This is a genomic window from Rhodococcus sp. DMF-1, from assembly GCF_021441945.1.
Lineage (GTDB): Bacteria > Actinomycetota > Actinomycetes > Mycobacteriales > Mycobacteriaceae > Rhodococcus > Rhodococcus ruber.
The window spans coordinates 3,362,033-3,384,684 of sequence record NZ_CP090442.1; the positions used below are offsets into that span (position 1 = coordinate 3,362,033).

General features: G+C 66.3%; 21 protein-coding genes and 1 pseudogene. 15 read left to right on the forward strand and 7 right to left on the reverse strand.

Going from position 1 to position 22,652, the window contains the following annotated elements; all coding sequences use genetic code 11:
- Both LZP97_RS15215 and LZP97_RS15220 read right to left on the reverse strand, forming a co-directional pair.
- Positions 1–648 (reverse strand): cytochrome c oxidase assembly protein, encoded by a 648-nt coding sequence (locus LZP97_RS15215; RefSeq protein WP_017679948.1) that lies wholly within the window; start codon positions 646–648, stop codon positions 1–3.
- Complete coding sequence (locus LZP97_RS15220) at positions 635–1,567, reverse strand: oxygenase MpaB family protein (protein WP_102031476.1); 933 nt, start codon at positions 1,565–1,567, stop codon at positions 635–637. The genes LZP97_RS15215 and LZP97_RS15220 overlap by 14 nt, the downstream gene beginning before the upstream one ends.
- Positions 1,568–1,741: 174 nt before the next feature.
- Between LZP97_RS15220 and LZP97_RS27280 the strand changes: the two are divergent.
- Together LZP97_RS27280 and LZP97_RS15235 are read left to right on the forward strand one after the other, a co-directional pair.
- Positions 1,742–2,985: pseudogene (locus LZP97_RS27280) on the forward strand (integrase catalytic domain-containing protein).
- A 260-nt stretch (positions 2,986–3,245) separates the two neighbouring features.
- On the forward strand, positions 3,246–4,160 hold the full coding sequence (locus LZP97_RS15235; RefSeq protein WP_234574732.1) for an LLM class flavin-dependent oxidoreductase: 915 nt from the start codon (positions 3,246–3,248) through the stop codon (positions 4,158–4,160).
- Between the two features lie 186 nt (positions 4,161–4,346).
- Here the strand turns inward: LZP97_RS15235 and LZP97_RS15240 are convergent, their stop codons facing one another.
- Complete coding sequence (locus tag LZP97_RS15240) at positions 4,347–4,898, reverse strand: TetR/AcrR family transcriptional regulator (protein WP_010593345.1); 552 nt, start codon at positions 4,896–4,898, stop codon at positions 4,347–4,349.
- Between the two features lie 165 nt (positions 4,899–5,063).
- Here LZP97_RS15240 and LZP97_RS15245 point away from each other — a divergent pair, with 165 nt between their 5' ends.
- On the forward strand, positions 5,064–5,597 hold the full coding sequence (locus LZP97_RS15245) for a thioesterase family protein (protein WP_010593346.1): 534 nt from the start codon (positions 5,064–5,066) through the stop codon (positions 5,595–5,597).
- On the opposite strand, the gene LZP97_RS15250 is transcribed toward LZP97_RS15245, so the two are convergent.
- Positions 5,566–5,739 (reverse strand): AMP-binding protein, encoded by a 174-nt coding sequence (locus LZP97_RS15250; protein WP_202637488.1) that lies wholly within the window; start codon positions 5,737–5,739, stop codon positions 5,566–5,568. The genes LZP97_RS15245 and LZP97_RS15250 overlap by 32 nt on opposite strands.
- 409 nt (positions 5,740–6,148) lie before the next feature.
- Between LZP97_RS15250 and LZP97_RS15255 the strand changes: the two genes are divergently transcribed.
- The 10 genes from LZP97_RS15255 (at position 6,149) to LZP97_RS15300 (ending at position 16,219) form a co-directional block, all read left to right on the forward strand.
- Positions 6,149–6,952 (forward strand): enoyl-CoA hydratase-related protein, encoded by an 804-nt coding sequence (locus LZP97_RS15255; RefSeq protein ID WP_010593347.1) that lies wholly within the window; start codon positions 6,149–6,151, stop codon positions 6,950–6,952.
- Positions 6,953–7,058: 106 nt separating this feature from the next.
- Positions 7,059–8,195 carry an acyl-CoA dehydrogenase family protein gene (locus LZP97_RS15260; protein WP_010593348.1) on the forward strand — a complete coding sequence of 379 codons (1,137 nt, stop codon included), beginning with the start codon at positions 7,059–7,061 and terminating at the stop codon, positions 8,193–8,195.
- Positions 8,196–8,227: 32 nt separating this feature from the next.
- Positions 8,228–9,124: an SDR family oxidoreductase gene (locus tag LZP97_RS15265; RefSeq protein WP_010593349.1), complete on the forward strand. Its 897-nt coding sequence runs from the start codon at positions 8,228–8,230 to the stop codon at positions 9,122–9,124.
- A 104-nt stretch (positions 9,125–9,228) separates the two neighbouring features.
- Entirely contained in the window at positions 9,229–10,041 is an 813-nt protein-coding gene (locus LZP97_RS15270; protein ID WP_234574734.1) for a PaaI family thioesterase, read from the forward strand.
- Between the two features lie 48 nt (positions 10,042–10,089).
- The gene (locus tag LZP97_RS15275; RefSeq protein ID WP_010593351.1) at positions 10,090–10,362 is read left to right on the forward strand and encodes a WhiB family transcriptional regulator; all 273 of its coding nucleotides are present in this window, start codon (positions 10,090–10,092) and stop codon (positions 10,360–10,362) included.
- Between the two features lie 148 nt (positions 10,363–10,510).
- Positions 10,511–11,491: a quinone oxidoreductase family protein gene (locus tag LZP97_RS15280; RefSeq protein ID WP_010593352.1), complete on the forward strand. Its 981-nt coding sequence runs from the start codon at positions 10,511–10,513 to the stop codon at positions 11,489–11,491.
- Between the two features lie 106 nt (positions 11,492–11,597).
- The gene (locus LZP97_RS15285) at positions 11,598–12,125 is read left to right on the forward strand and encodes a MarR family winged helix-turn-helix transcriptional regulator (RefSeq protein ID WP_010593353.1); all 528 of its coding nucleotides are present in this window, start codon (positions 11,598–11,600) and stop codon (positions 12,123–12,125) included.
- Between the two features lie 210 nt (positions 12,126–12,335).
- Positions 12,336–13,490 (forward strand): acyl-CoA dehydrogenase family protein, encoded by a 1,155-nt coding sequence (locus LZP97_RS15290; RefSeq protein ID WP_064065744.1) that lies wholly within the window; start codon positions 12,336–12,338, stop codon positions 13,488–13,490.
- Positions 13,491–13,517: 27 nt separating this feature from the next.
- Positions 13,518–14,315, forward strand: coding sequence for an SDR family NAD(P)-dependent oxidoreductase (locus tag LZP97_RS15295; RefSeq protein ID WP_234574736.1), 798 nt, complete (start codon positions 13,518–13,520; stop codon positions 14,313–14,315).
- Positions 14,316–14,551: 236 nt separating this feature from the next.
- Positions 14,552–16,219, forward strand: a complete 1,668-nt coding sequence (locus LZP97_RS15300) for an AMP-binding protein (RefSeq protein WP_010593356.1) — start codon at positions 14,552–14,554, stop codon at positions 16,217–16,219.
- Positions 16,220–16,344: 125 nt separating this feature from the next.
- Here the strand turns inward: LZP97_RS15300 and LZP97_RS15305 are convergent, their stop codons facing one another.
- Positions 16,345–17,340, reverse strand: a complete 996-nt coding sequence (locus LZP97_RS15305) for a helix-turn-helix transcriptional regulator (protein WP_234574738.1) — start codon at positions 17,338–17,340, stop codon at positions 16,345–16,347.
- A 149-nt stretch (positions 17,341–17,489) separates the two neighbouring features.
- Positions 17,490–18,647 carry a LuxR C-terminal-related transcriptional regulator gene (locus LZP97_RS15310; protein WP_010593358.1) on the reverse strand — a complete coding sequence of 386 codons (1,158 nt, stop codon included), beginning with the start codon at positions 18,645–18,647 and terminating at the stop codon, positions 17,490–17,492.
- Between the two features lie 265 nt (positions 18,648–18,912).
- Between LZP97_RS15310 and LZP97_RS15315 the strand changes: the two genes are divergently transcribed.
- Together LZP97_RS15315 and LZP97_RS15320 are read left to right on the forward strand one after the other, a co-directional pair.
- Entirely contained in the window at positions 18,913–20,214 is a 1,302-nt protein-coding gene (locus LZP97_RS15315) for an MFS transporter (protein WP_010593359.1), read from the forward strand.
- A gap of 26 nt (positions 20,215–20,240) precedes the next feature.
- On the forward strand, positions 20,241–21,254 hold the full coding sequence (locus tag LZP97_RS15320; RefSeq protein WP_010593360.1) for a DUF7064 domain-containing protein: 1,014 nt from the start codon (positions 20,241–20,243) through the stop codon (positions 21,252–21,254).
- Positions 21,255–21,416: 162 nt separating this feature from the next.
- On the opposite strand, the gene LZP97_RS15325 is transcribed toward LZP97_RS15320, so the two are convergent.
- Positions 21,417–22,520 (reverse strand): acyl-CoA dehydrogenase family protein, encoded by a 1,104-nt coding sequence (locus tag LZP97_RS15325; RefSeq protein ID WP_325051603.1) that lies wholly within the window; start codon positions 22,518–22,520, stop codon positions 21,417–21,419.
- Positions 22,521–22,652: the final 132 nt, after the last annotated feature.

Here is a 22,652-nt window from a genome sequence, read left to right on the forward strand (position 1 = left end):
TCAGTTGTGGCGGGTGCTGAATCTTCGCGCCGAGGGCGCGCGCACGGAGAGGACCGACCGGGTCGGCAAGGGCTGACGTCCGTCAGGATCGACGGCGCGTGCCGTCTCGTCACGAACCGGCCGAGGACGCCACGTGAACAGCAGCGCGACGGCGAGGAGCAGTTCAGCGATGTCCCCGCCGTAGTACATGAGCTCGCCGGCTCCCCGCAGCTGCGCCGCGGGAACCGGAACCTGGACGAACAGTTCCGCGTACATCACCTGAAAGATGACGGCGTGCGCGGTGATCGCGAGACCGAGCACCACGAGCCGCACCGGCACGGAGGGACGGCGCGGGGCGGGATCCGGGCCGGCGACGACCCACGCGAACAGGCAGCCGGCGAGCAGGAAGTGGACGTGGACGAGCACGTGCAGCAACTCGTTCCGGGTGGTCGCGACGTAGAGCGGCGAGAAGTACAGAACCGCCAGACCGCCGACGTTGAGGGCCAGGGCGACGAAGGGATTCGCGACGAGGTGCACGGGCGAGGAGCGCAGTACGCGGCCGATCGTGCGGCCGCGCGCCGGGGACACCGACCGCAGGACGAGGGTGATCGGGGCGCCGAGCACCAGACCGAGCGGGGATGTCGGGCGCTGCGGGTCAGTGCCGGGCACTGCCCACGGTCTCGTGTGTCCCCGTGTAGTACATGGGGCTGTCCAACAGGTGCGCCGGCGGCAGGTTGCGGTCGGGGGTGTGCACGACGGGTGCGTCCGCCGGGACGCGGCCCCGGGCCCGGTCCCAGCCGGCGCGAGCGCGCGGATGGTAGCGGTAGCGCCGGGGAACGAGCTTCTCCCCCAGCCCGATCGATCGGCCGACGAGGCGGTGCAGGCGCTGCTCCCGGCGTGAGAAGGTATACCCGAGCAGGTCGCGCACCGCCGGATCGTACAGGCCGATCGTCAGCCAGAGGAACCCGTGGGTCACCGGCGGCCGCAGCACCGCCCATACGCTCGCGGGCATCCACCGCAGGAACGGCGGCCGGCCCAGGTGCGAGAGGTCGAGCACGTCGCGGGTCGCCTTGTTGTCCTCGAGCACCTCGCGGCACATGCGGTCCCAGTAGCGCAGGAAGTCCTCCCAGCTGTCGGGGACGGGCCGCATCGACATCCCGTAGAGCCGGTACCACTGCACGTGCTCGTCGAACAGCCGGTGCTTGTCGGCGAGCGGGAGCGGGCCGTCGAACCATTCGATCGAGACGACGAGGCTGTAGAAGAACGTCGAGTGCGCCCAGTAGAACGTGTCGGGGTCGAGGGCGTGGTAGCGCCGGCCCTGCTTGTCGATCCCCTTGATCGTGTCGTGGTAGCCGCGCACCCGCGTGGCGGTCTCCGGGGCGCGCGGCCCGTCGAAGACGACCCCGTAGATGGGGTACAGCGAGCGGTACAGCCGTTCCCACCGCTCGTCGAAGAACTGCGAGTGCTCCTCCACGGCCGCGCCGAGACCGGGGTGCATGTTCTGCATCGACCCGGCCCACGGCCCGAACACCATTCCGCGCCAGCCACCGAAGTACTTCCACGTCAGGCTGTCGGGCCCGAGCGGCACGAGCTCAGTTTGACTACGCACGTTGTCAGTTTGAGGGCGGGGCACGGAGGGTGTCAAGGGCGCGCGTTGACTCATCCAAAATGCGCGCGTAGAGGTAGTCGTTGCCTCAAATGAGAATGCGCGCGTACGGTGCGCCTGCCGTGTCCGGCCTGGGCCGGGCGGTAGGCCCGGACGATGGGGCTGTCGATGAGTCAACGCAAGGCCGTGACCAAGACGATCGCGACGCGGTACGCCCGGGCCGACAAGGCCACCAAGGGTGTCATCCTCGACGAGTTGTGTGCCACGACCGGCTGGCACCGCAATCACGCCCGCAAGGCGTTGATGCAGGCGTTGCGGCCCACCGCGGTCAGGCGACGCACCCCGAGATCACCGAAGTACGGCTCCGACGTGATTGCGGCGCTGCGGTTCTGCTGGGCGGTGCTCGGTGCGCCGGCGGGCAAGCGCCTCGCGGCGGTGCTGCCGGACCTGGTGCCGATCCTGCGTCGGTTCGGCGAGTTGAGCATCGACGACGCCACCGCAGAGTTGTTGGTGTCGATGTCGGCGGCGACCATCGACCGCCGGCTTGCCGAGGACCGGCGCAGGCTCGATCCGAAAGGCAGAGCGCACACCAAGCCGGGGTCGGGTGCTCGAGTCGCAGATCCCGATCCGCACGTGGGCGCAGTGGGGCGACGCCGTGCCCGGGAACGCGCAAGATCGACCTGGTCGGGCACGAGGGCGGCAACGCGGTCGGCGACCATGCCTACACGTTGACGGTCACCGACATCGCCACCGGGTGGACGGAGAACCGGAGCGTGCCGAACAAGGCGCGCAAGTGGGTGCTCGCCGCCCTCGAGGAGATCGCCGGCATCCTGCCGTTCCCGATCCGCGGGGTCGACTCCGACAACGGCAGCGAGTTCATCAACCATCACCTGCTCGCCTGGTGCGCGCAGCGGCAGATCACCTTCACCCGGTCCCGGCCCGGCAACTCCAACGACGGCGCGCACGTCGAGCAGAAGAACTGGGCGATTGTACGGACCGTGGTCGGCTACCACCGCTACGACACATCGGCAGAGTTGTTGGTGCTCAACGGTATTTGGGTTCTTCAATCGAGTCTGTCGAACTTCTTCTGCCCGCAGCAGAAGCTGATATCGAAGGTACGTGACGGGGCGAAGGTGACCAAGAAGTACGACACCGCGACCACTCCGCATCGTCGCGTCGAGCGGCACGATGCCGTCACCGCCGAGGACAAGGCGATCCTCGCCGGCACCTACGTCACGCTCAACCCGGCAGCGATCCAGCGGCAGATTCAGGCCCTGACCGCCGAGCTGCTCACGCTCACCACCGCCAAGGCCGGCCCGGGGCGTACCCCCATCGTCGAGCCCTCCTCCAGGCGCGCATCCTTGAATGAGTCAACGAAGCGCACCTCGCGCGCATCTTGACGTGAGGCAATAGGGGGCGCGCGGACTTGCTCGCATCTTCGGAATCGGCCCACGCCAGGCCATGTGCGGATGCCGGAGGGGCGGACAAGTTCGGCCGCAGCGTCGGGAACGGCGATCGGTCGGCACGCAGTGCTTGCTCCTGTCGAACCGCGCTGATGCCGAGCCGGGGATCGACACGTCGATCGACACCCGCGAGGCGCCCTCTTGCCACTCGACGATTTCGGACCTATGGTCAGTCCAATACTTCGGAAGGGGGTCGCGTGACCGTCCAAGTCGGTTTGTCGATCACAGATTCCATACTGGTTCCCGACCCGCTCGCCCGGCGACGACTGCTCGCGTCCGTCGCCGATGCCGGGTTGGACCACATCACGGTCGGGGATCACATCAGTTTCCACGGCGGTACCGGCTTCGACGGGACGGTCTCCGCCACCTCGGTGCTCGCAGCCCACGACACGCTCTCCGTCGTCATCGGCGTCTACCTGCTTGGGTTGCGGCATCCGATGCTCGCAGCTCGACAGATCTCGACCATCGCGCAGCTCGCCCCAGGGCGGTTGATCCTCGGCGCGGGAGTCGGCGGCGAGGACCGATCGGAGATCTCCAACTCCGGAGTGGACCCACGCACCCGGGGTCGCCGCTTGGACGAAACACTCGAGGTTCTCCGGGCATTGTTGTCCGGCGAAGAGGTCACCCACACCGGAGAGTTCTTCACCCTCGACCGTGCCCGGATCCTGCCCGCGCCCCAACCGACCGTGCCGATCGTCATCGGCGGCCGAGGCAACGCCGCGATCCGTCGAACCGCGAAGTACGGCGACGGATGGCTCGCCATCTTTTCGACGCCCCGCCGATTCGGCGAGACACGCACCGCGATTCTCGACGCTGCCGCCCGCGAGAACCGCACGCTGAGCACCTTCGGAGTCAACGTGTGGTGCGGACTCGACGACGACGCCGCCACGGCCGACCGCCTGGTGGGCGAGCAGATGCAGGCCCTCTACCACCTTCCCCGGGACAAGTTCCGGCACCTGGCACCGGCCGGCACGCCCGAACAGGTCGCCGAGTGGCTGCGCCCGTTCGTCGACGCAGGAGCGGACAGCATCACGCTCATCCCCGCCGCAACCTCGATGGAGGCATCCGTCGAGCACGCCGCCGCCGTGCGGAAGCTGCTCGTCGAGAGCTGATCGCCGCACCTCGGGATCCGACTCCGCACACACCGCCTCGCAGCGCAGTTCGTCGGTGAAGCCGACCTGGACGACAAAGATACGAGCGCCGTGACAACGTGATCGTTCGGCGGCGGAACCACCTCGCCGACCACCGCGCCGATCGCCGACGAGCATCGGCCCCAGGGAGTCGGGCAGCGACGGTGGTCAGCCACGGAAGGCGTCGAGCCCCTCGTTCGTGAGACGGACGATCAGGTCGGCCAGCCCGGGGGTGCGGCTGACCTTGGTCGGCCAGTAGGCGATCGAGAAGATCGTGCCCAGGCAGGTCTGGGTCGCCACGGCGACCTCCGCCGGTGTCGCCCGGGGGAGACACCGGGCCACCGCGGTTTCCCAACAGCCGACATAGAGCTTGCGCCGGCGATTGACCTTGCGGCGCCAGGGGTCCACGAGTGACCGGTCTTCACGCTGGGTCACATTGACCAGGTGTCGGTGCCGGATCGCGAACTCGACATGATGGCGGACCAGACGCTCGAAGTCGCTGTCGGCGTCCTCGTCCATGGGCTCCGCGGCGCGGATCAGCTCGTCCATCGCCTCGTCGAACAGGGTGGCCAGGATTTCGTCCTTGCCGGAGAAGTGCCGGTAGATCGCCGGCCCGGTGAGTCCCGCACGAGCACCCAGCTCGTCAACGCTCGTTCCGTGGAATCCCTTTTCGTAGAACAGTTCTGCGGCGATGTCAAGAATCTTCCGGCTCCTGTCCACTCGCCGAGTTTAGCACGATGTGTGAACGATCGTTATACTGCGGGAACGCTTCCGGCCGTGCGACGCGGGCCGAGCGACAGGGACGGCGCATGCCGACGGTCGCGCCTCGAAGGCATGGACGCGCCGGCAACCGACCGCCGTCAGGATGCACCCGTCAGGAGACCGATGACCGCCACCGTCACCCTGCCCACCTACGACCAGGTCGTTCGTCTTCCTCGCGAGTACGGCCCGTTCGTCGTCCCGCCGGACTTCGAGGACGCCAACGGTCACATGAACATCCGGCACTACCTGGATCTGGGTGCCGAAGCGATCGACACCGCGTTCCGCAGGATCGGTCTCACCGACGACTACCGGGCCACACGCAGGCAGGGCTTCTTCACCGCGGAGCATCACCTGAAGTACTACGCGGAAGTGCACGTCGGCCACCGAATCTCGGCCTACTTCCGGGTCGTCGAACGCTCCGACAAGATCATCCACGGCATAGCCCTGCTCGTCGACGACACGGCCGAGGCGCTGGCGAACACACTCGAGGTCGTCGCACCCCATGTCGACCTCACCACCCGGCGCGTCGTTCCGTTCGCCCCGGACGTCGCGGAGGCAGTCGATCGGGAACTCGCGGCCACCGAGGAGGTCGGCTGGCCGGCGCCGCTGTGCGGAGTGATGGGGATCAGGTCGCGGCGGAATCGAGCCGGTCGATGACCGGCACCACGACGAGACCGGCCTTGGCGATACCGAACATCGTCACCACAGCCTCGACGGAGTTCGCGTAGTAGAGCAGAACGCGTTCGCCGGCGGCCAGACCCGCCGGTCGAGCAGGTCGCCCACGGCCATCCGATTCCAACGCTGATCCGCGTAGCGGGCGTGCAGTGTCGTGACGTCGAATTCCATGAAGTTCATTCTCCGTGGATGAGGGCATGGCGGAACGCGCCCGGTCGGGAGCACAGCGACGAGCGAACCCTACGGTCGGTCGGTCCCCCGCGACGCACCTCGAACCGGTCGCGAATGTCGATTCCTGCAGGTAACTCCCGCGAGGATTCGACCGGGATCGTCCTCCGCCCCGGTTCAGCCGTGGGCATACTGCGCGGTTCCCCCCCTCGGCCTCGGGCCGCAGCTCGCAACCCACCCCTTGAAAACGATCGTTAACGCGGATACATTTGTCATACGGTCGGACCAAACCCGACGACCCCGTCCCCGCGACCTGTTCTCGCGGCGACGGCGAGCCACCAGAGCAGGAAGGGACCAGCAGGTCGATGACTGATTTCACCGCATTCACGGACGTGACGTACGAGGTCGACAACGGGCTCGCCTGGATCACGATCAACCGGCCGGATCGCTACAACGCCTTCCGCGCCCGCACGGTCGACGAGCTCGTCAAGGCCTTCAAGGCGGCTTGGGGCAGCTCGGAGGTCGGCGCCGTCGCACTCACCGGCGCCGGCGAGAAGGCCTTCTGCTCGGGCGGCGACCAGAAGCAGCGCATGGAGACCGGTGACTACGGCCCGTCCGACAGCGGCCTGTTCGAGGTCGAGGCCCTGCACCGTGTCATCCGGGACACCCCGAAGCCCGTCATCGCCGCCGTCAACGGTGTCGCCGTGGGCGGCGGACACGTGCTGCACCTGCTGTGCGACATGTCCATTGCCGCCGAGCACGCCATCTTCGGACAGAACGGCCCGCGGGTCGGATCCTTCGACGCCGGCCTGGGCACCGGTTACCTGGCCCGCGCCATCGGCGAGAAGCGGGCGCGGGAGATCTGGTTCATGTGCCGCCGCTACAGCGCCCAGCAGGCCCTGGAATGGGGTCTGGTCAACAAGGTCGTGCCCGCCGACCAGCTCCGCGCCGAGGTCCGGGCGTGGGCCGACGAGATCCTGCAGCTCTCCCCCACCTCGCTCAAGGTGCTCAAGCAGTCGCTCAACGCCGACACCGAGCACTTCATCGCCCAGGGCAACATGGCCTACTCCACGCTCAAGCTGTTCGGTGAGTCCGCCGAGGCACTCGAGGGCATCAGCGCGTTCAACGAGAAGCGCAAGCCCGACTTCTCGAAGTTCCGCGGCGCCTGACCGCCCCCAGCTCCCGGGCGGCGGGACACCACCGTCCCGCCGCCCGGTGACCTACCTTCCCGATTCTGTCGTCCTCCCCGGTCCTTCACAGAGAGCAGTTGTCGACATGCGCTTCAGCCGAGAACAACAGGAGTTTGCACTCGCGGTCCGCGAGTTCTGCGACGCCGAGTGCAAAACTCTTCAACAACGCGATGCTCTCACCGCGGACGGCACCGTGGCCAACAGCCAGGTCATCCTCGACAAGTTTGCGGGGCTCGGCTGGCTCGCGGTGTCGTTGCCCGAGGAATTCGGCGGTGGCGGCGCCGGGATGATCGAGGAGTGCATCTTCCTTGAGGAGACCTCTCGCGGCCTCGCCCCCATCACCGGTTACTCGACCGGCCTGACCGCCGCCCAGACGTACCTGCGCTACGGGACCGAGGAGCAGAAGCGCACGATCGTCTCGAATATGGCCGCGGGCAAGCTCGAGGCGATCGCCCTGAGCGAGCCCGGGGCGGGATCCGACCTCGGCGGCGTCCGCATCAAGGCCGAACTCGTCGACGACCATTACGTGATCAACGGCCAGAAGACGTGGATCTCCGCAGCCCACGTCGCCGAGCACGTCCTGCTGCTCGCCCGCACCGACTCCTCCGGTTCCAAGCACGAGGGTCTGACCCTGTTCATGGTGCCCACCGATACTCCGGGCCTCGAGATCCACGGTATTGCCACCATGGAGGCCCGCACCTGCAACGACCTCTACTTCACCGACGTGGCCGTCCCGGTCACCGCAGTGGTCGGCACTCCGAACCAGGCGTGGCGCCACCTCATGCGCGGCCTGAGCGTCGAGCGGCTCATCATCGCCACGATGTCGCTCGGTGCGGCCGAACGCGCGCTCGACGACGTCATCGCGTTCGTCACCGAACGCGAGCAGTTCGGTCGCAAGGTCGGCAGTTTCCAGGCGATCCGTCACCGCATCGCCGACCTCGCCACCGAGATCGCCTTCGCGAAGTCCTTCGTCTACGAGGTCGCCGAACGCATCGACGCCGGTGAGGAGGACAATCTCAACCGTGAGGGCTCGATGGCCAAGCTCAAGTGCACCGAGATCGCGAAGAAGACCACCCTCGAAGCCATGCAGATGATGGGCGGCTACGGCTACACCCGCGAATACGGGATGGAGGAGCAGGTGCGTCGATCCCTCGCACCGACGATCTACGGCGGCACCAACGAGATCCAGCGCGAAATCATCAGCAAGAGCCTGGGACTGTGATTCCCGATCCCCCGACCGATAGGACCCCTGGCATGACCACCTCCCCGTTCACGTCCGAGGCTCTCGCCGGCAAGCGAATCCTCATCACCGGCGGCGGAACCGGCCTCGGTCGCGGCGTCGCCCGCCACCTGGTCGACCACGGCGCCGACGTCCACCTCTGGGGTCGCCGGCCCGCCGTCCTCGAAGAAGCCGCCACCGAGGCGTCCGTCTCGCGACCCGGCTCGGTCCACTGGCAGACCGTCGACGTCCGCAACGCCGACCTGGTGTCGTCGGCGATGGACGAGATCTGGACCCTGCACGGCCCGCTCACCGGCGTGATCAACAACGCCGCCGCCAACTTCATCGCCCCCACCGAATCACTCAGCCCGCGAGCCTTCGAGGCCGTCACCTCCACCGTGATGAACGGGTCGTTCAACACCACCCACGCCGCCGGTCGCCGCTGGATCGAGGGCGGCACCAAAGGCGTGGTCCTGTCCACGCTGACCACCTGGGTGTGGAGCGGCTCGGCGTTCGTCGTCCCCTCCGCGATGGCCAAGGCGGCCGTGCATTCGATGACGATGTCCCTCGCGGTCGAATGGGCGCGTTACGGAATCCGCCTCAACGCTATGGCCCCGGGTCCGATCCCCACCGACTATGCCTGGGAGATGCTCAACCCCACCGACAAGAGCGCGGTCGGCGCCACTCAGGCCGACCAGGTCCCGATGGGGCGGATGGGCACCATCGAGGAACTTGCCAACCTGACGATCTTCCTGCTGTCCGACGCCTGCGACTACCTCACCGGCCAGACCATCGCCATGGACGGCGGCCAGATGCTCGCCGGCCCCGGCACTTTCGCCGGTCTGACCTCCATGACCGACGCGGACTGGGCCGCCGCACGCGAACGCAGTAAGGCCGCAAGCGAGACCGCCAAGGCTCAACGCGGCGTCTGAGCTTCCCACCCCGACGGGCCTGACCGCCGGAGACCACTCTCCGGCGGTCAGGCCCTCGGGCGCGTTCCCGCACTCGGCGACACCGCACGTCCGTCAGGAGAGCCATGACCACCGACAACCCCACCGCGCTCCGATTCTTTTCCACCGGCGCCGAAAGACTGTTTCGAGTCGCCGACGTGACCGGGGACGACACCAACGGGTACACCGAAATGGTCACGGGGCCATGGCTTGCCGACGAACTCGGACGACCGTGCCGAGGAACTCTCGGTGTCGCGATGGACGACGTGATGGGACATCTCGTCAATGGAATGACCCCCGAAGGATTCTGGGCCGTGAGCACCGAAATCCATCTCGACTTCGTAGCGGACCCACCGGTCGACGGATCGGTTCTCCGCGCCGAGAGCTGGGTTCTCGATCGAGGGGCGCAGACGGGGCTGGCCGGTGGTCGGGTCGTCGACGCGCACGGCCGTCTGATTGCGTGCGGGTCCACCCGCCTTCAGACCGTGCCGCTCACCGACCCACCGGGCGCACCCGTGGTCTCCCCCGACGACCTGGACTCTCGACTCCGTGCCCACTCGATCATCGACCTGCTGGGGGCAGAGCACGCGCGGGGGGCCAATGGGATCGAGTTCGGCCCGTCTCCGACGCTCGCGAATCCGATGGGCAACATCCACGGCGGTGTGCTCCTGTGCGCCTCCGAGATCACGGGTTCGGCCGCGCTACCCACCGACGCGGAGTTCCGCACCACCTCGATCCACATCTCGTATCTGCGCCCGTGTCCGTCGGACGAACCCGTCACCTTCGCGCCGAAGGTTGCGCACCGGGGTCGCAGCCTCGGGATCGTCGAGGTCTCCAGTCGCACCACAGCCGGAAAGACGTGCACCACCGCCACCATCACCTGCAGTGCGGTCCACTGACCGGCGGAGGACACCCCTTCCGACCCGCAACAGCCCCAGGGAGTGCTCATGACAGCCTCGGTCGTCGTCGCCGTCGCGGACTGGCAGCGGGACGGCCGCTGCCGGGATGCGGACCCCTCGCTGTTCTTCGGACCGGAGAACGAATCCGGTCACGAACGAGCGCTGCGCGAAACCGAGGCGAAGCGCGTGTGTCAGCCATGCCCCGTGCTTCTCCGATGTCGACAGCATGCACTGGCCCACTTCGAGCAGTACGGCATCTGGGGCGGCCTGACCGAGATCGACCGCAAGCGACACCGACGACCGCTGTGGAGATCCTCGTAGCCAGCGGGGGTGAGGCCGGAACGAACCGATCCCGACGGCGCCCACCGGCTCGTCCCTCGGATCGGCGCCGGTGAGGAGCGCGGCCTGCCCGTCGCCACAACGCAGGGGTGTGCAGTATCGTGCAAATGGTACGACCGAAAGGATCTTTATGGACGCCGTGGTGATGCAGGAGTTCGGGGGACCCGATGTCTTGAGGTGGCAGTCGGTCCCCGATCCGACAACCGGCCCGGGGTGGGTCACCGTCCGACTGAAGGCCGCCGCACTCAATTGGCACGACGTCCTGGTGCGACAGGGCAAATACTCGTCACCCCTGCCCCACATTCTCGGCGCGGACGGCGCGGGTATCCGCACGGACACCGGCGAGGACGTCCTCGTGCTCCCGTCGCTGTGGTGGGGCGATCGTGAAGCGGCCCCAGGGGCGCAGTGGGAGATCCTCGGGGATCACCAGCGCGGCACCTACGCCGAGTTGGTCCGAGTCCCGAAGGACTGCGTCGCTCCCAAGCCCCGCAACCTCACCTGGGAGCAGGCCGCTGCACTGCCCCTGGTCGGACTCACCACGTACCGCGCCCTGTTCACACGCGGCCGACTCCGCGCCGGCGAAAACATCCTGGTTCTCGGCGCCGGTGGCGGCGTCGCGACCATGGCCGTGATGCTCGCGGCCGCCGTGGGTGCGCGCGTCACCGTCACCTCCTCGTCCACCTCCAAGATCGCGCAGGCGCAAGAGCTCGGTGCGACGAACGGCGTGTTGTACACCGACCCGGCATGGCCGGACGCCGCGCGCCGACTCTCACCCCGCGGCCGGGGCTTCGATCTCGTCCTGGATTCCGTCGGGACGTGGGAACAGTCCGTCGCAGCATTGCGGCCGGGTGGTCGATTGGTCGTGCTGGGGGCATCACGCAGCGAACGCGCCACCCTCGACGTCCGCCCGTTCTACTTCGGGCAGTACGAACTGATCGGGACCACGATGGGCAGCCCGCACGACTTCAGGGGCCTGTTACGTCTGCTGGACGCCGAAACCGTTCCCCCACTGCCCATCAGCGCGGTGTTCCCTCTCGCCGAAGCGGCCGCCGCACACAAGCACCTCGAACAGGGAAGCGGGTTCGGGAAGATCGTTCTCTCGAACAGCTGAGAGCCGTTCGCACGCCGGCAGTCCATGCCCATGTCGCTATCATCGAATCCCGATACGACCGGCTGTCGGTCCGAGACGCGATTCGGCGACGACGAGAGGACGCGCAGTGGCGAGTGAACGGCCGGCCCCTGCCGACGACAGCCGCGACGTGATCGACTGGATGCGCGCCGAGTGGACGGAACGGCGGGATTCGGGCGAACTGGAATTCGCCACTACGATGGCCCTACTGCGTACGCACCAGTGGATCGTCCGCGCCATGGATCAGGAACTGCGCTCGCTCCGATTGTCACGCAACGCCTACCTCATTCTGACGTCGCTGCAACTCTCCGAGGACCGAACCCGCCCGCTCGGAAAGCTGAGCAAGTACCTCATGGTCCATCCCACCACGGTATCGATGGCCGTCGACCAACTCGAAAAGGCCGGCCTCGTCGAACGCCACGCTCATGCGACGGATCGCCGGACCGTTCTCGCCACTCTCACCCCAGCCGGCATGGACGTGGTCGAGGAAGCGAACGATCGACTCGCCGGCGCCCGGTTCGGTCTCGCCTCGGTCGACACCGAGACACTGGAATCCCTGATCGCACACCTGCAGCTCGTCCGCCGCGCCGTCGGCGACATCGAGACCGGCCACTGAGCGACTGAACCTTTCGCGGCAGTAGCAGTCGTGTGCCGCGCTTCTCCGGCTCCCGCCCCACACCCCTTGCCAGAACAACTCTATCGACCTACTATTCAAATCTAGAGTTCTTTCCCGGCAGGGAACAGGTCCACCCGCCTTCACATTGCGCGTCAACGCTTCCCTCGCCGTGATCACCCCCGATCGAATCACGCACAGGAGCACTCTCCGATGGTTTCCTTCGCATTCACCGACGAGCACGAGGAGTTCCGAAAGACGCTGACAGCGTTCAGCGACCGCGTTCTCCTCCCCGGCTACCGCGACCGAGCAGCATCGACGGACTTTCCCTTCGACATCCTGAAGAGACTCGGCGACATCGGCCTACTGGGCATCGGGCTACCCGAGCAGTACGGCGGGACCGGCACCGAAGATCCGATTCTGCTCGGAATCGCCACCGAGACTCTCGCATACGGCGACGTGAACATGGCATCGGCTCCCGTACAGATCGGTCTGGTCGCCTCCCAGCTGGCGCTGTGCCGGGACGAGGTCCAGGAGCGTTACCTTCCACCACTGATTCGCGGCGAACAGACCGTCGCCATAGCCTTGACCGAGCCGGGGTCCGGATCCGACGCGAGCGCCCTTCGCACCACCGCCACCGCCGTGGCGGGCGGGTGGCGCCTGACCGGTGAGAAGACCGCGATCTCGTGGGCGATGAACGCCACCGCGGCACTCGTCTATGCCCGCGAGCCCGGATCGGAGCGGGCGCGGGGCGTCAGCTGCTTCGTCGTCCCGCTCGACGCGGACGGAGTCACCGTCAGCCACATGCCGGGCATGGGTTGCCTCCCGCTGGGCTGGGGAAGCATCCACCTGTCCGACGTCTTCGTCCCCGAATCGCATCTCGTCGGCGAACTCGGCAAAGGCTTCCACTCGGTCATGGAGCATTTCGACTTCAGCCGTGCCGCCCTCGGGCTGATGTGTCTCGGAGCCGCGAAGCAGAGCCTCGAGGAGGCCGCCGACTACGCCCGGCATCGGGAAACCTTCGGGCATCCTCTCTCCGAACACCAAGGCCTCGCATTCCAATTCGCAGAACACGCCACCTACCTCGAGGGTGCCCGCTGGATCTGCTATCGGGCGCTGTGGCTGCGGGAAACCGCTCAACCGCACACCGCCCTCGCGTCGATGAGCAAGTGGTGGCCGCCCGTCGTGGCCAAGAACGCGATCGAGTTCGCCATGCGGGTCCACGGAAACCTCGGTTACTCGACCGAATCACCTCTGCAGCAGAGATACCGCGACGTCACCGCCTACCTCGTCGCCGACGGCACGGCCGAGATCCAGAAGCGCGTCATCGCCAAGGACATCTTCGCCCGCGGCACGGTATCTCTCTGACCCACCACTCCCGAACGGAATACACGAATGAGCACGCCTGACATTGCAGCACCGAAGGAACTGAAGGACAGCAGCGCCCTGGTCGTGGGAGGCACAGCCGGAATCGGCCTGGCGACCGCCGTGGGCCTCGCCCAGTCCGGGGTACCGCGGATCATGATCGTCGGTCGCGGATCGGAACGTGGAGCTGCTGCCCGAGAACGTATCTCGTCCGCCAACTCGTCGTGCGACGTGACCTTCCTGTCCGCCGATGCGACCACCGTCGACGGCGCCGCGCACATCGCGTCCGAGGCCGAACGGGTCCTGGACGGCGTCGACATCCTGGTCTCCACGACAGCCGCCGACACCCGGCCGGAACTCTTCGCGAACATCCCCACCGACGACATCGCACGCATCTTCAACCAACTCGCACTGCCGTGCATGTACCTTGCGAGCGAAATCGTTCCGCACATGTCGGCAAGGATGTCCGGGGTGATCATCAACGTCGCCTCGGATGCCGCGAAGACCGCCACGCCCGGCGAAGCGGTCATCGGAGCAGCCAAGGCGGCGATCGTCATGTTCACCCGAACCCTGGCTATCGAAGCCAAGCGCAACGGGATCCGAGTCAACGTCCTGACCCCGTCACTGGTCGCCGGAACCGGCTCGACCGAGCGGATCACCTCCGACGGATTCAGCGCCAAACTGTTCGCCAAGGCCGCCCAGCAGGCCCACCTCGGCGTCCCCGAATCCGAGGACCTGGCAGCACTCGCGGTCTTCCTCGCCTCCCCCGCCGCACGGCGGCTCACCGGACAGGCGATCAGCGTCAACGGGGGGATATCCGCGGCCTGAAAATTACCTCCGAAGCGAAGACCCGACCCTGTTTCACCATCAACCACGCCGCTGGGGGTAGGGCGCGTTTGCGCCACTCCCGGCCTCTCATCCCATCGGGGCAACTTCTTCCCCCTCGAGGCTGAGATCGCGTCCGAATCGTTCTCTTCCCCATTCCCGGTCGACATCATGGTTCGACTGACAACTTCGGCCCGCTTCCGCCCTGCGGAGGGGCACCTGAAAGCAAGGATCCGCACATGGACGTCGTGGAGCACAGACGGGCAATCCTTCCCGAGGACCGCTACAGCGCGAGCACTCTGCACGCGTTCCGCTCGAACGGCTACTGGCGTGACGAGAGCCTGACCGAACACGTCGACCGCTGGGCGGAGGTCGACCCGGGTTTCGTCGCCGTCACCGACGGCTATGCAGCGCTCACCCGCAGCGAACTTCGCGCACAGGCGTACCGACTGGCGGCGTCTCTGAGAAGACTCGGAATCTCCGCTGGCGACCGGGTGCAGGTGCAGCTGCCGAACTGGAACGAATTCGTCGTCATCTATGTGGCCGTGGCCCGGATCGGCGCCGTTCTGGTGCCGACGATGCCGGTTTACCGACATGACGAGGTGCGCTACGTCCTCGAGCACTCCGGTGCCAAGATCTCCTTCGTCACCGAGGAGTTTCGCAAGTTCCGCTATGCCGACATGTTGACCGACGTCCGTCGGGAAGTGCCCGGCCTCGAGCACGTCGTCGTCGTACGCGGGGCGGTAGGCGTCGGAGAGCTCTCGTTCGATTCGCTGATCGCCGGCAACCATGTGCCCGGTAACGACGAGCTCGGATCGCCACCGTCGGCCGATGCCGCCCACGCGATCATCTACACCTCCGGGACGGAATCACGTCCGAAAGGTTGCCAGCACACGTTCAACACCCTGTCCTTCACCGTTTACGGTCTCGGTCGTGAGGTGATGGGCCTGAATTCCGACGATGTGGTCTTCATGCCTTCCCCGGTGACGCATGCGACCGGGCTCGCCGTGGGCGTGGCGACACCGTTGATCCTCGGAAGCGGAATTCACCTTCTCGACGTGTGGGAGCCCAACGAGGGACTTCGACGTATCGCGGAGTACAGGACGACCGTCAGCATGGCCGCGACGCCGTTCCTCCAGATGGGGCTCGGGGCGATCGAGGCCGGCGCAGTTCACGACCTGAGCTCGATGCGACTCTGGGTGAGCGCCGGGGCCCCGATCCCGGAAACCCTACTGCGGAATTGGAAGGCGGCGCTCCCCGATTGCACCCTCCTTCCGGTGTACGGCAGCAGTGAGGGACTCCTGGTGACAGCCGTGCGCATCGACGATCCCGTCGAGAGGGTGCTCTCCTCCGACGGGCGGGCCTTCGACGGCGTCGATCTCGAGGTCCGCGACGAAGAGGGGACCGTCCTGCCGGCAGGCGAGGAAGGTCAGATCTTCTACGGAGGACCGGGCATCTTCCTCGGATACTGGCGTGATTCCGAGCGCACGGCCGCGTCGGTCGACGGCCGTGGGTTCCTCGCGTCCGGTGATCTCGGCCGCGTCGATGCGGACGGCTATCTCCGGGTCACGGGACGAATCAAGGACCTCATTATCCGTGGAGGCATGAACATTTCGGCACGGGAGGTGGAGGAGCACCTCTTGGCGCATCCGCGGATCGTCGCGGCAGCTGCGGTGTCGATGCCCGACGCCCGCCTCGGCGAGAAGGTGTGCGCCTTCATCGTCGTCAACGACTCCGCGCCGACTTTGGAGGAGGTGGCCGACTTCCTCCGGAACGAACGCAAGGCCATGATGCAGAAGATTCCGGAAAAGCTTGTGGTTGTGGATCAACTCCCTACCACCGCGACCGGAAAGATCCAGAAGTTCCTCCTCCGCAAGCAGGCAGCCGAATCGGTTACCGACGCCTGATCGGCTACCGCCGCCCGGGGCGGCTCATCGGGAGCCGGCCTCGGACGGCAGGCCACGAAGGAGTTGTGCACTTCGAGATCGCCGGCCACCGCGTATCTGTCCGTCAGCGAAAGGATTCGAGCTGCCTACCGCGAGCCTGTCATCTCGAGGTAGCGGTAGATGGCTTCGGACCGATTCATCGCGCCCAGTTTTCGGAGAATCTTCTTGACGTGTGTCTTCACCGTGAAGATGCTGATCACCAACTCCTCGGCGATGTCGGCGTTGGACGCACCCCGGACAACCAATGCGAAGACCTCACGTTCACGAGCAGTCAGAGAGCCGAGCGCCGGGATATCCAGGTCTTCGTTCGAGCCCCCCGCCGACGCGACGGCCCACCGAGTGGAGTTCTCGTCGACGAAATGCACATCGGCATGCTCGAGAAGCTCGGCTTCCCTGGCTTCCTGCTGCAATCGTTGGATTATCAGGTTCTTCTGTTCGCTGAGGCGATCGGCGAGCATCAGCCGTTCGAACAGCGTTCCGGAACTTCGCGCGAATTCGCCGACCACATCGCGTACCACCGCGTCCAACGCTTCACCGGTGGTGCGGCTTCCGTGCACGAGCCCGATCACACCGGTCGACACGGCGATCGGAGCCACCACGTACGAGCTCGAGGCGAGCATCTGCGCAGCCTCCTGCGTCGGTCCGACGTCGGTGCCCGAGCCGGCGAGTACCGCCGACCGTGTCTCCCAGGCCCTGCCCTCGGCCGATTCGGAGGTTAGGGGTAGGGCGTGCGGCAACTGGAGTACCTCCTCCGTCCTTGACGCGCTGTAGAGTTCGAGCGCTGTCCACGTTCCTTTGTGTACCTCGGACAACAGTATTCGGTCGAGGTGGGCGGTGTGCGCCACTTCTCGGCAGATGAGTTTGCGGAGACCGGCGACCGACTCGGCTCCGCGAAGACGACGGATCGCGCCGGCGAAGTCGTGGGGCGAGAACGCATGTACCGGTCCGGAATGCTCCGTGCGGATTCGCCGGCGCAAGTCCTGGAGGTCGACGATGAGGCGACCGAGTGCCCGTTGCCGCTCCGGGTCGAGGTCGGCAAGCGCGGCGAACGCAGATTCGGTGGCTTCGTCCAGCAGTGTCATTCGAGTGTCGAGTGAATCCGACCGAGTCGTGCAGGGACGCGGACCGACGCCGTAGGTGTTCCGGAGATGGTCGAGGAGGGCGATCACGGCGTGTGACAATTCGCGGTCGACGGCCGCCCGGGCGGCTCTTTGCCCCTGAGATTTCTCCTTCATCGCGGTCGTCGAGCCTGGCTCGAGTAGAGAGCAGCCGCGGCAGCGCGCGTAGGTGCGTGCAGCTTCTTGAGTACCGCTTTCACGTGCGATTTCACGGTGCCCTCGGAAATGACCAGTGCTCGGGCGATCTGGCTGTTCGTTGCTCCGGTGGCGAGATGGGAGAGGATCTCGCGTTCGCGGGGGGTAAGTACCGAGGCCAGTTCGACCACATGGTGGTCGTCGGGCTTGCCAACGGCACCGTCCGCCGGACCGTCGGCACGGCGGGAGAGAATCGCGTCGGCCTTCGAGATCCGATCGAGCATGGCCTGAGTTGCGTCGAACGACTTCTCGATCCGTGCACGCTGTAGTTGTAGCCGATGCTTCAGAACGGCCTGTTCGTAAATGATCGCCAGGATGGTTGCGAACGTGTCCAATCGGTCTCGATCCCCCGGGTCGAGCGCCTCGGTCGAGCCAGGACGATCGGCATGGAGCAGCCCGATGACCTTTCCCCCGGACATGACCGGCGCAGCGACGTACGCCGACGTCCGGGACGCACTGACCATCTCCCTGTGTGTGCGGTTGTCATCGGCCGGGGCCGCAACCAGCGCCGGAACCCGTCGACGTACCAGCTCGGTTTCCAGAGGTGCCTCCACCAACGAGAGTTCGGCGGAGTCTACGTAGTCGGAGAAGTCGAGGGGGGAGCCGTCGAGTTCGGGCCGCAGATAGAGGCGGCGCGGCTGCCACCGAGTGCCCGATACCGCGGAAATCAACGAGCGTGCGAACGGCAACGCGGTGCAGACGATCTCTGGAGCCGACTCGATGATCTCGCGCGGCGGAAGCTCCCGAAGTTGGAGTGCCGCGTCGTGCACCTCGACCACTTCGGCGACAGGACGAATCGCCTCGGCCTTGGCGAACTGCTCCTCGAGGTGTTCGATGCGGACGAGAACTCGACACGCGTCCTCGATGTCCGTTCCGGTCACCCGTCCCTCGGTCAGCGCCCTGGCGAGTCGACGCCGTGCCATGGCCAGCGACACCGACAGCGCGGAAGAGCGCATGTCGCAGGTTCGGTCGCCCAGCAGTTTGCCGGCCGTACCGAGGCACTCGGCGGCTCGCTCTACGAGATGCGTGAAGTCATCCGACTCACCTTCGTCTCGCATCCCGACCTCGTTGTCCACGGCACTCCCACCTCTTTGTGATTGAAATCACCGATCGATGGTACCCAGACGGGGACCTACAGTCCAATGGTATGACCCATCGCTCACGGGATCACGCTGCGCCGCACGTGCAGCACGCTGTCGCCCCGCCCGCTCATCCGAACACTTTGGACTGTCCTTTACATTGGACTGTCCGTATGCTCTCATCGTGTGACGGAGACCACTCCTCGTGGATTCGTGCGCAGCATCGCCGCCCCGACCACCGATATCAATCACAGGAGCTTCCATGAGCGCAGTCGGCACGACTGGGTTGCAGGCGCCCTCGCGGCACTTGAACCGCTGGTGGTACGTCATCACCGGCTTTGTCACCCTGTTGTTCGGCACCAGCACGGTCAACGTTCTGTTCAACGTCCTCGGCAAGCCCATGACCGAGGAGTTCGGATGGGACCGCAGTGTCATCGCCAACGGCTTGTCCCTCGAGACGGTGATGGTCGGAGTCAGCATCGTCATCCTCGGCTTCCTCATCGACCGCTACGGTCCGAAGATGCCTTCGGTACCGATGGCCTTGGCGTTCGGAATCGGCCTCATGCTGATGTCCGCACTTCCGAACAACGAAATGCTCTTCTTTGCCCTCTGCATCGTGATCGGTGCCGGCGCGGGCGCCGTGAACCCGGTGGCGCACTCCACCGTGGTCAGCGCGTGGTTCCAGGATCGCCGTGGCATGGCGCTGGGCGTCCTCATGGCCGGTCTCGGCGCCTGCGGGGTACTGATGCCCTATCTCGCGAACTGGGTGTTGGGTATGGGCGGCTGGCGCGTCGCCTTCCTCGTCATCGGCGCCGTGTGCACCGTAATCCCGGCGTCGGTCTACGCATTCGTCACCCGGATGCCCGCCGAACACGATGCCGAGCGCACGGCCGCACGTCTGCAGGGCCGGATGGCCGGGGAGTCCCTCCTCACCGTGGCGCGGAAATATCGACAGTTCTGGCTGCTCTCCGTCGCGATCTTCGTGGTGTCCTCGGCCACCTTCGGTCTGATGTCGCAGGTCGTGCCGATGACCACCGACAAGGGCATCAGCCAGGGGACTGCCGTTTCCATCCTGTCCGTACTCAGCCTGGCGTCGATCTCCGCTCGTCTACTCGTCGGCTATCTGCTCGACCGGTTCTACGCTCCAGTCATCGGCTCGATCATCTTCGCTTTGTGCGCAGTCGGAGTCTTCCTCATGATCACCTCGTCGGAGATCGGCCTGCTCTTCGTGGGTTCCCTGCTGATCGGCCTGGGTTTGGGATCCGAGGGCGACCTCGCCGCCTACATGGTGAGCCGATACTTCCCCAAGCACTCGTACGGCCGCGTGCTGGGATTCATCTACTTCCTCTACGCCCAGGGCGCGGCATTCGGCATCTTCCTGCTCGGACAGATCTACGGCGCCACGGGCTCCTACCGTGCCGGCGCGATACCGATCATCGTGCTGGTCGGCATCGGCATCGCCTGCCTGCTGATGATGGGCTCCTACCGCTTCACCCTCGACCACAAGCAGGTCGACGCTGCTGATGAGGCCCAGGAGACAATGACATCACCGGTTTCCAACTGATAACCCGTCGACCAGAAGGAGCACGAATGACCGACGGATTCCACGACGCCTTGGTAACCCGGGCCACCCCGGACATGCCGGAGAAATTCTTCGACCGGTTCATGTTCAATCTTCATCCGGACGGCAGCACCGCACCGTCGGTGATCCTCGGTGCCGGAGTCTATCCGCCGCGCAACGTCGTAGACGGCTTCGTGGTGCTGACCACCGGGTCCGAGCAACGCAACCTCCGCTTCTCCACAGAGCACAACACCACCGACGCCGCGTCCGTCGGACCCCTGCGCTGGGAGACCGTCGCGGACAACACGGCGTGGCGAATCCAGCTCGACGAGAACAAAACCGGACTCGAACTCGACCTCCTCTGGCACGCCCGGGCGCCCTACTGGCTCGGGTCGGTGGATGTGGCGAACACCGACGGAAACGTCACCTCGTTCGACCACCTCTTCCAGCCCGGCCGCTACGAAGGCACGCTCACGTTGGACGGCACCACCACCGATGTCGCCGGATGGTACGGACTGCGGGACCGCTCCCGCGGAGTACGCACCATGTCCGGAGGCCAGGGCCTGCACATCTGGTACCAGGCCCAGTTCCCGGACCGCACGTTCGGATTCCTCCTCGTCGAGGGCCGAAACGGCGGACGGATCCTGCTGGAGGGCGCCGTCATGCACGACGACGGCCGACTCGACGACATCACCGGCGTCCGGCACAACCTGGCGTTCACGGCAGGCAACGACCTGACCAGCGGCACCGTGGAGATCGTGACCGCCGCCGGCGCGACCTACCGCCTCGACGCCGACGCCTCGGCCGGCGGTGGATACATGGCCGGTGGCGGTTACGGCGGACACCACGGAAAGGTTCGCGGTCGCGACTTCGAAGAGTTCGACGTCTATCCCCTCGACGGGACGGTGGGACCGACGACTCTCGACTCCGCCCTGACGGACCGATGCTGCACGTTCGGCTGGAACGGACAGACCGGATACGGCATTTTCGAATTCGCCCTGTCGCGGTCGTCGTCGTACGCCTACCGCCCCTCCTTGGCGTAACACGCCGAGCCCGTGACTACCCCTGCGCCTATCTGAGGGTGCAGGGGTAGCCCAGGGCGGAATCACGTTCAGACTCGAGCTCGCATCCGCACCATGAGATCGGCAGGCCCGGCCATTCGGGTCCCCCTTCGCCTGTCGGTAGGTGATGGACACTCGACGAACTCACTGTGTCGCGGGCGCGGGGCGGGCCGCTCCTCTCTGCCACGACGAGGCCGCGTCGCTGCCGCGCCTCTCGTAGGGAACGAAGTCGGTCCCATACTTCTCCCGCATGATGATGATCTTCTGGATCTGTGCCGTACCGTCGGCGATCTCGACGGACATCACATCACGCAGGCGTTGCTCGAACGGAAGTTCCTGCGAGTAACCGTAGTTGCCGTGCAGGAGGAGACATTCCTTGACCGCTGCGCTCGCGACGAGCGGGCCGTACCACTTCGCCATCGCCGCCTCGATGGTGTGGGGCAGACCGAGGGAGCGTTTCTCGAGCGCCGCGTAGCAGATCATCCGCGCCGCCTCGACCTTGGTGAGGTGTTCGGCCATGGGAAACGACACGCCCTCGAACTTCGCCGGCGGAGCACCGAACGCCGTGCGCCGGCGCACGTACTCGGCTGTCTCGTCGAGGGACGCCCGGGCCGCGCCGAGTCCGGTCAGTGCGAGCAGCGGCCGAGTGAAGTCGAACCCGTTCAGCACGCGGGAGAACGCACGGCCTTCGAGGCCGATCAGGTTCTCCGGTGGCACCTCGGCTCCGTCCAGATGCAGGACCCCGCGACCGAGGATGCCCCATCCCGTATCCGCAACCGTCGACGTGGCAATGCCACGCGCATCGAGCAGCACCAGGAACGTCGACACGCCGGCATCCTTGCCGTCCCGGATGGTCCGTGCGGCGAGGATGATCGCTTCCGCGTCGGCGAGCATGGTCACCGACGTCTTCTCGCCGGAAATGGCGTACCCATCTGCGGTAGCTCGCGCGACGGTCTTGATGTTGGCGGCGTCGGATCCGGTCTCGGGTTCCGTCGAGCCGAACGCGACGTACGTTTCACCCGCAATCAGGCGCGGCAGCCACGCCTCGGCGATCGTCTCGGATGCGTGGTGCCGGATCAACGTGCTCATCAGCATGACGGGGATCGTGATGTTGGCGACGTTGAAGTCCGCGTAGGCGAGTTCCTCGACGGCGACGCCGGCCGCAACAAAGTCCTCCCGCTCGAGAGGGTTGTACCCCTTCCCCGCGAGCAGACCGTTGAGTCCCAGGCCGGCGATCTCGCGATGCAGATCCCATGGGAACGTGGCGGATTCCGTGCACTCGAGATACCGGGTGCCGGGCGTTTCGCCGCGTAGGCCCGCACCGCGTCACGGATCCCGCGCACATCGGAGTTCAGCAACTGTGTCAAGGTGTGGTCCTTC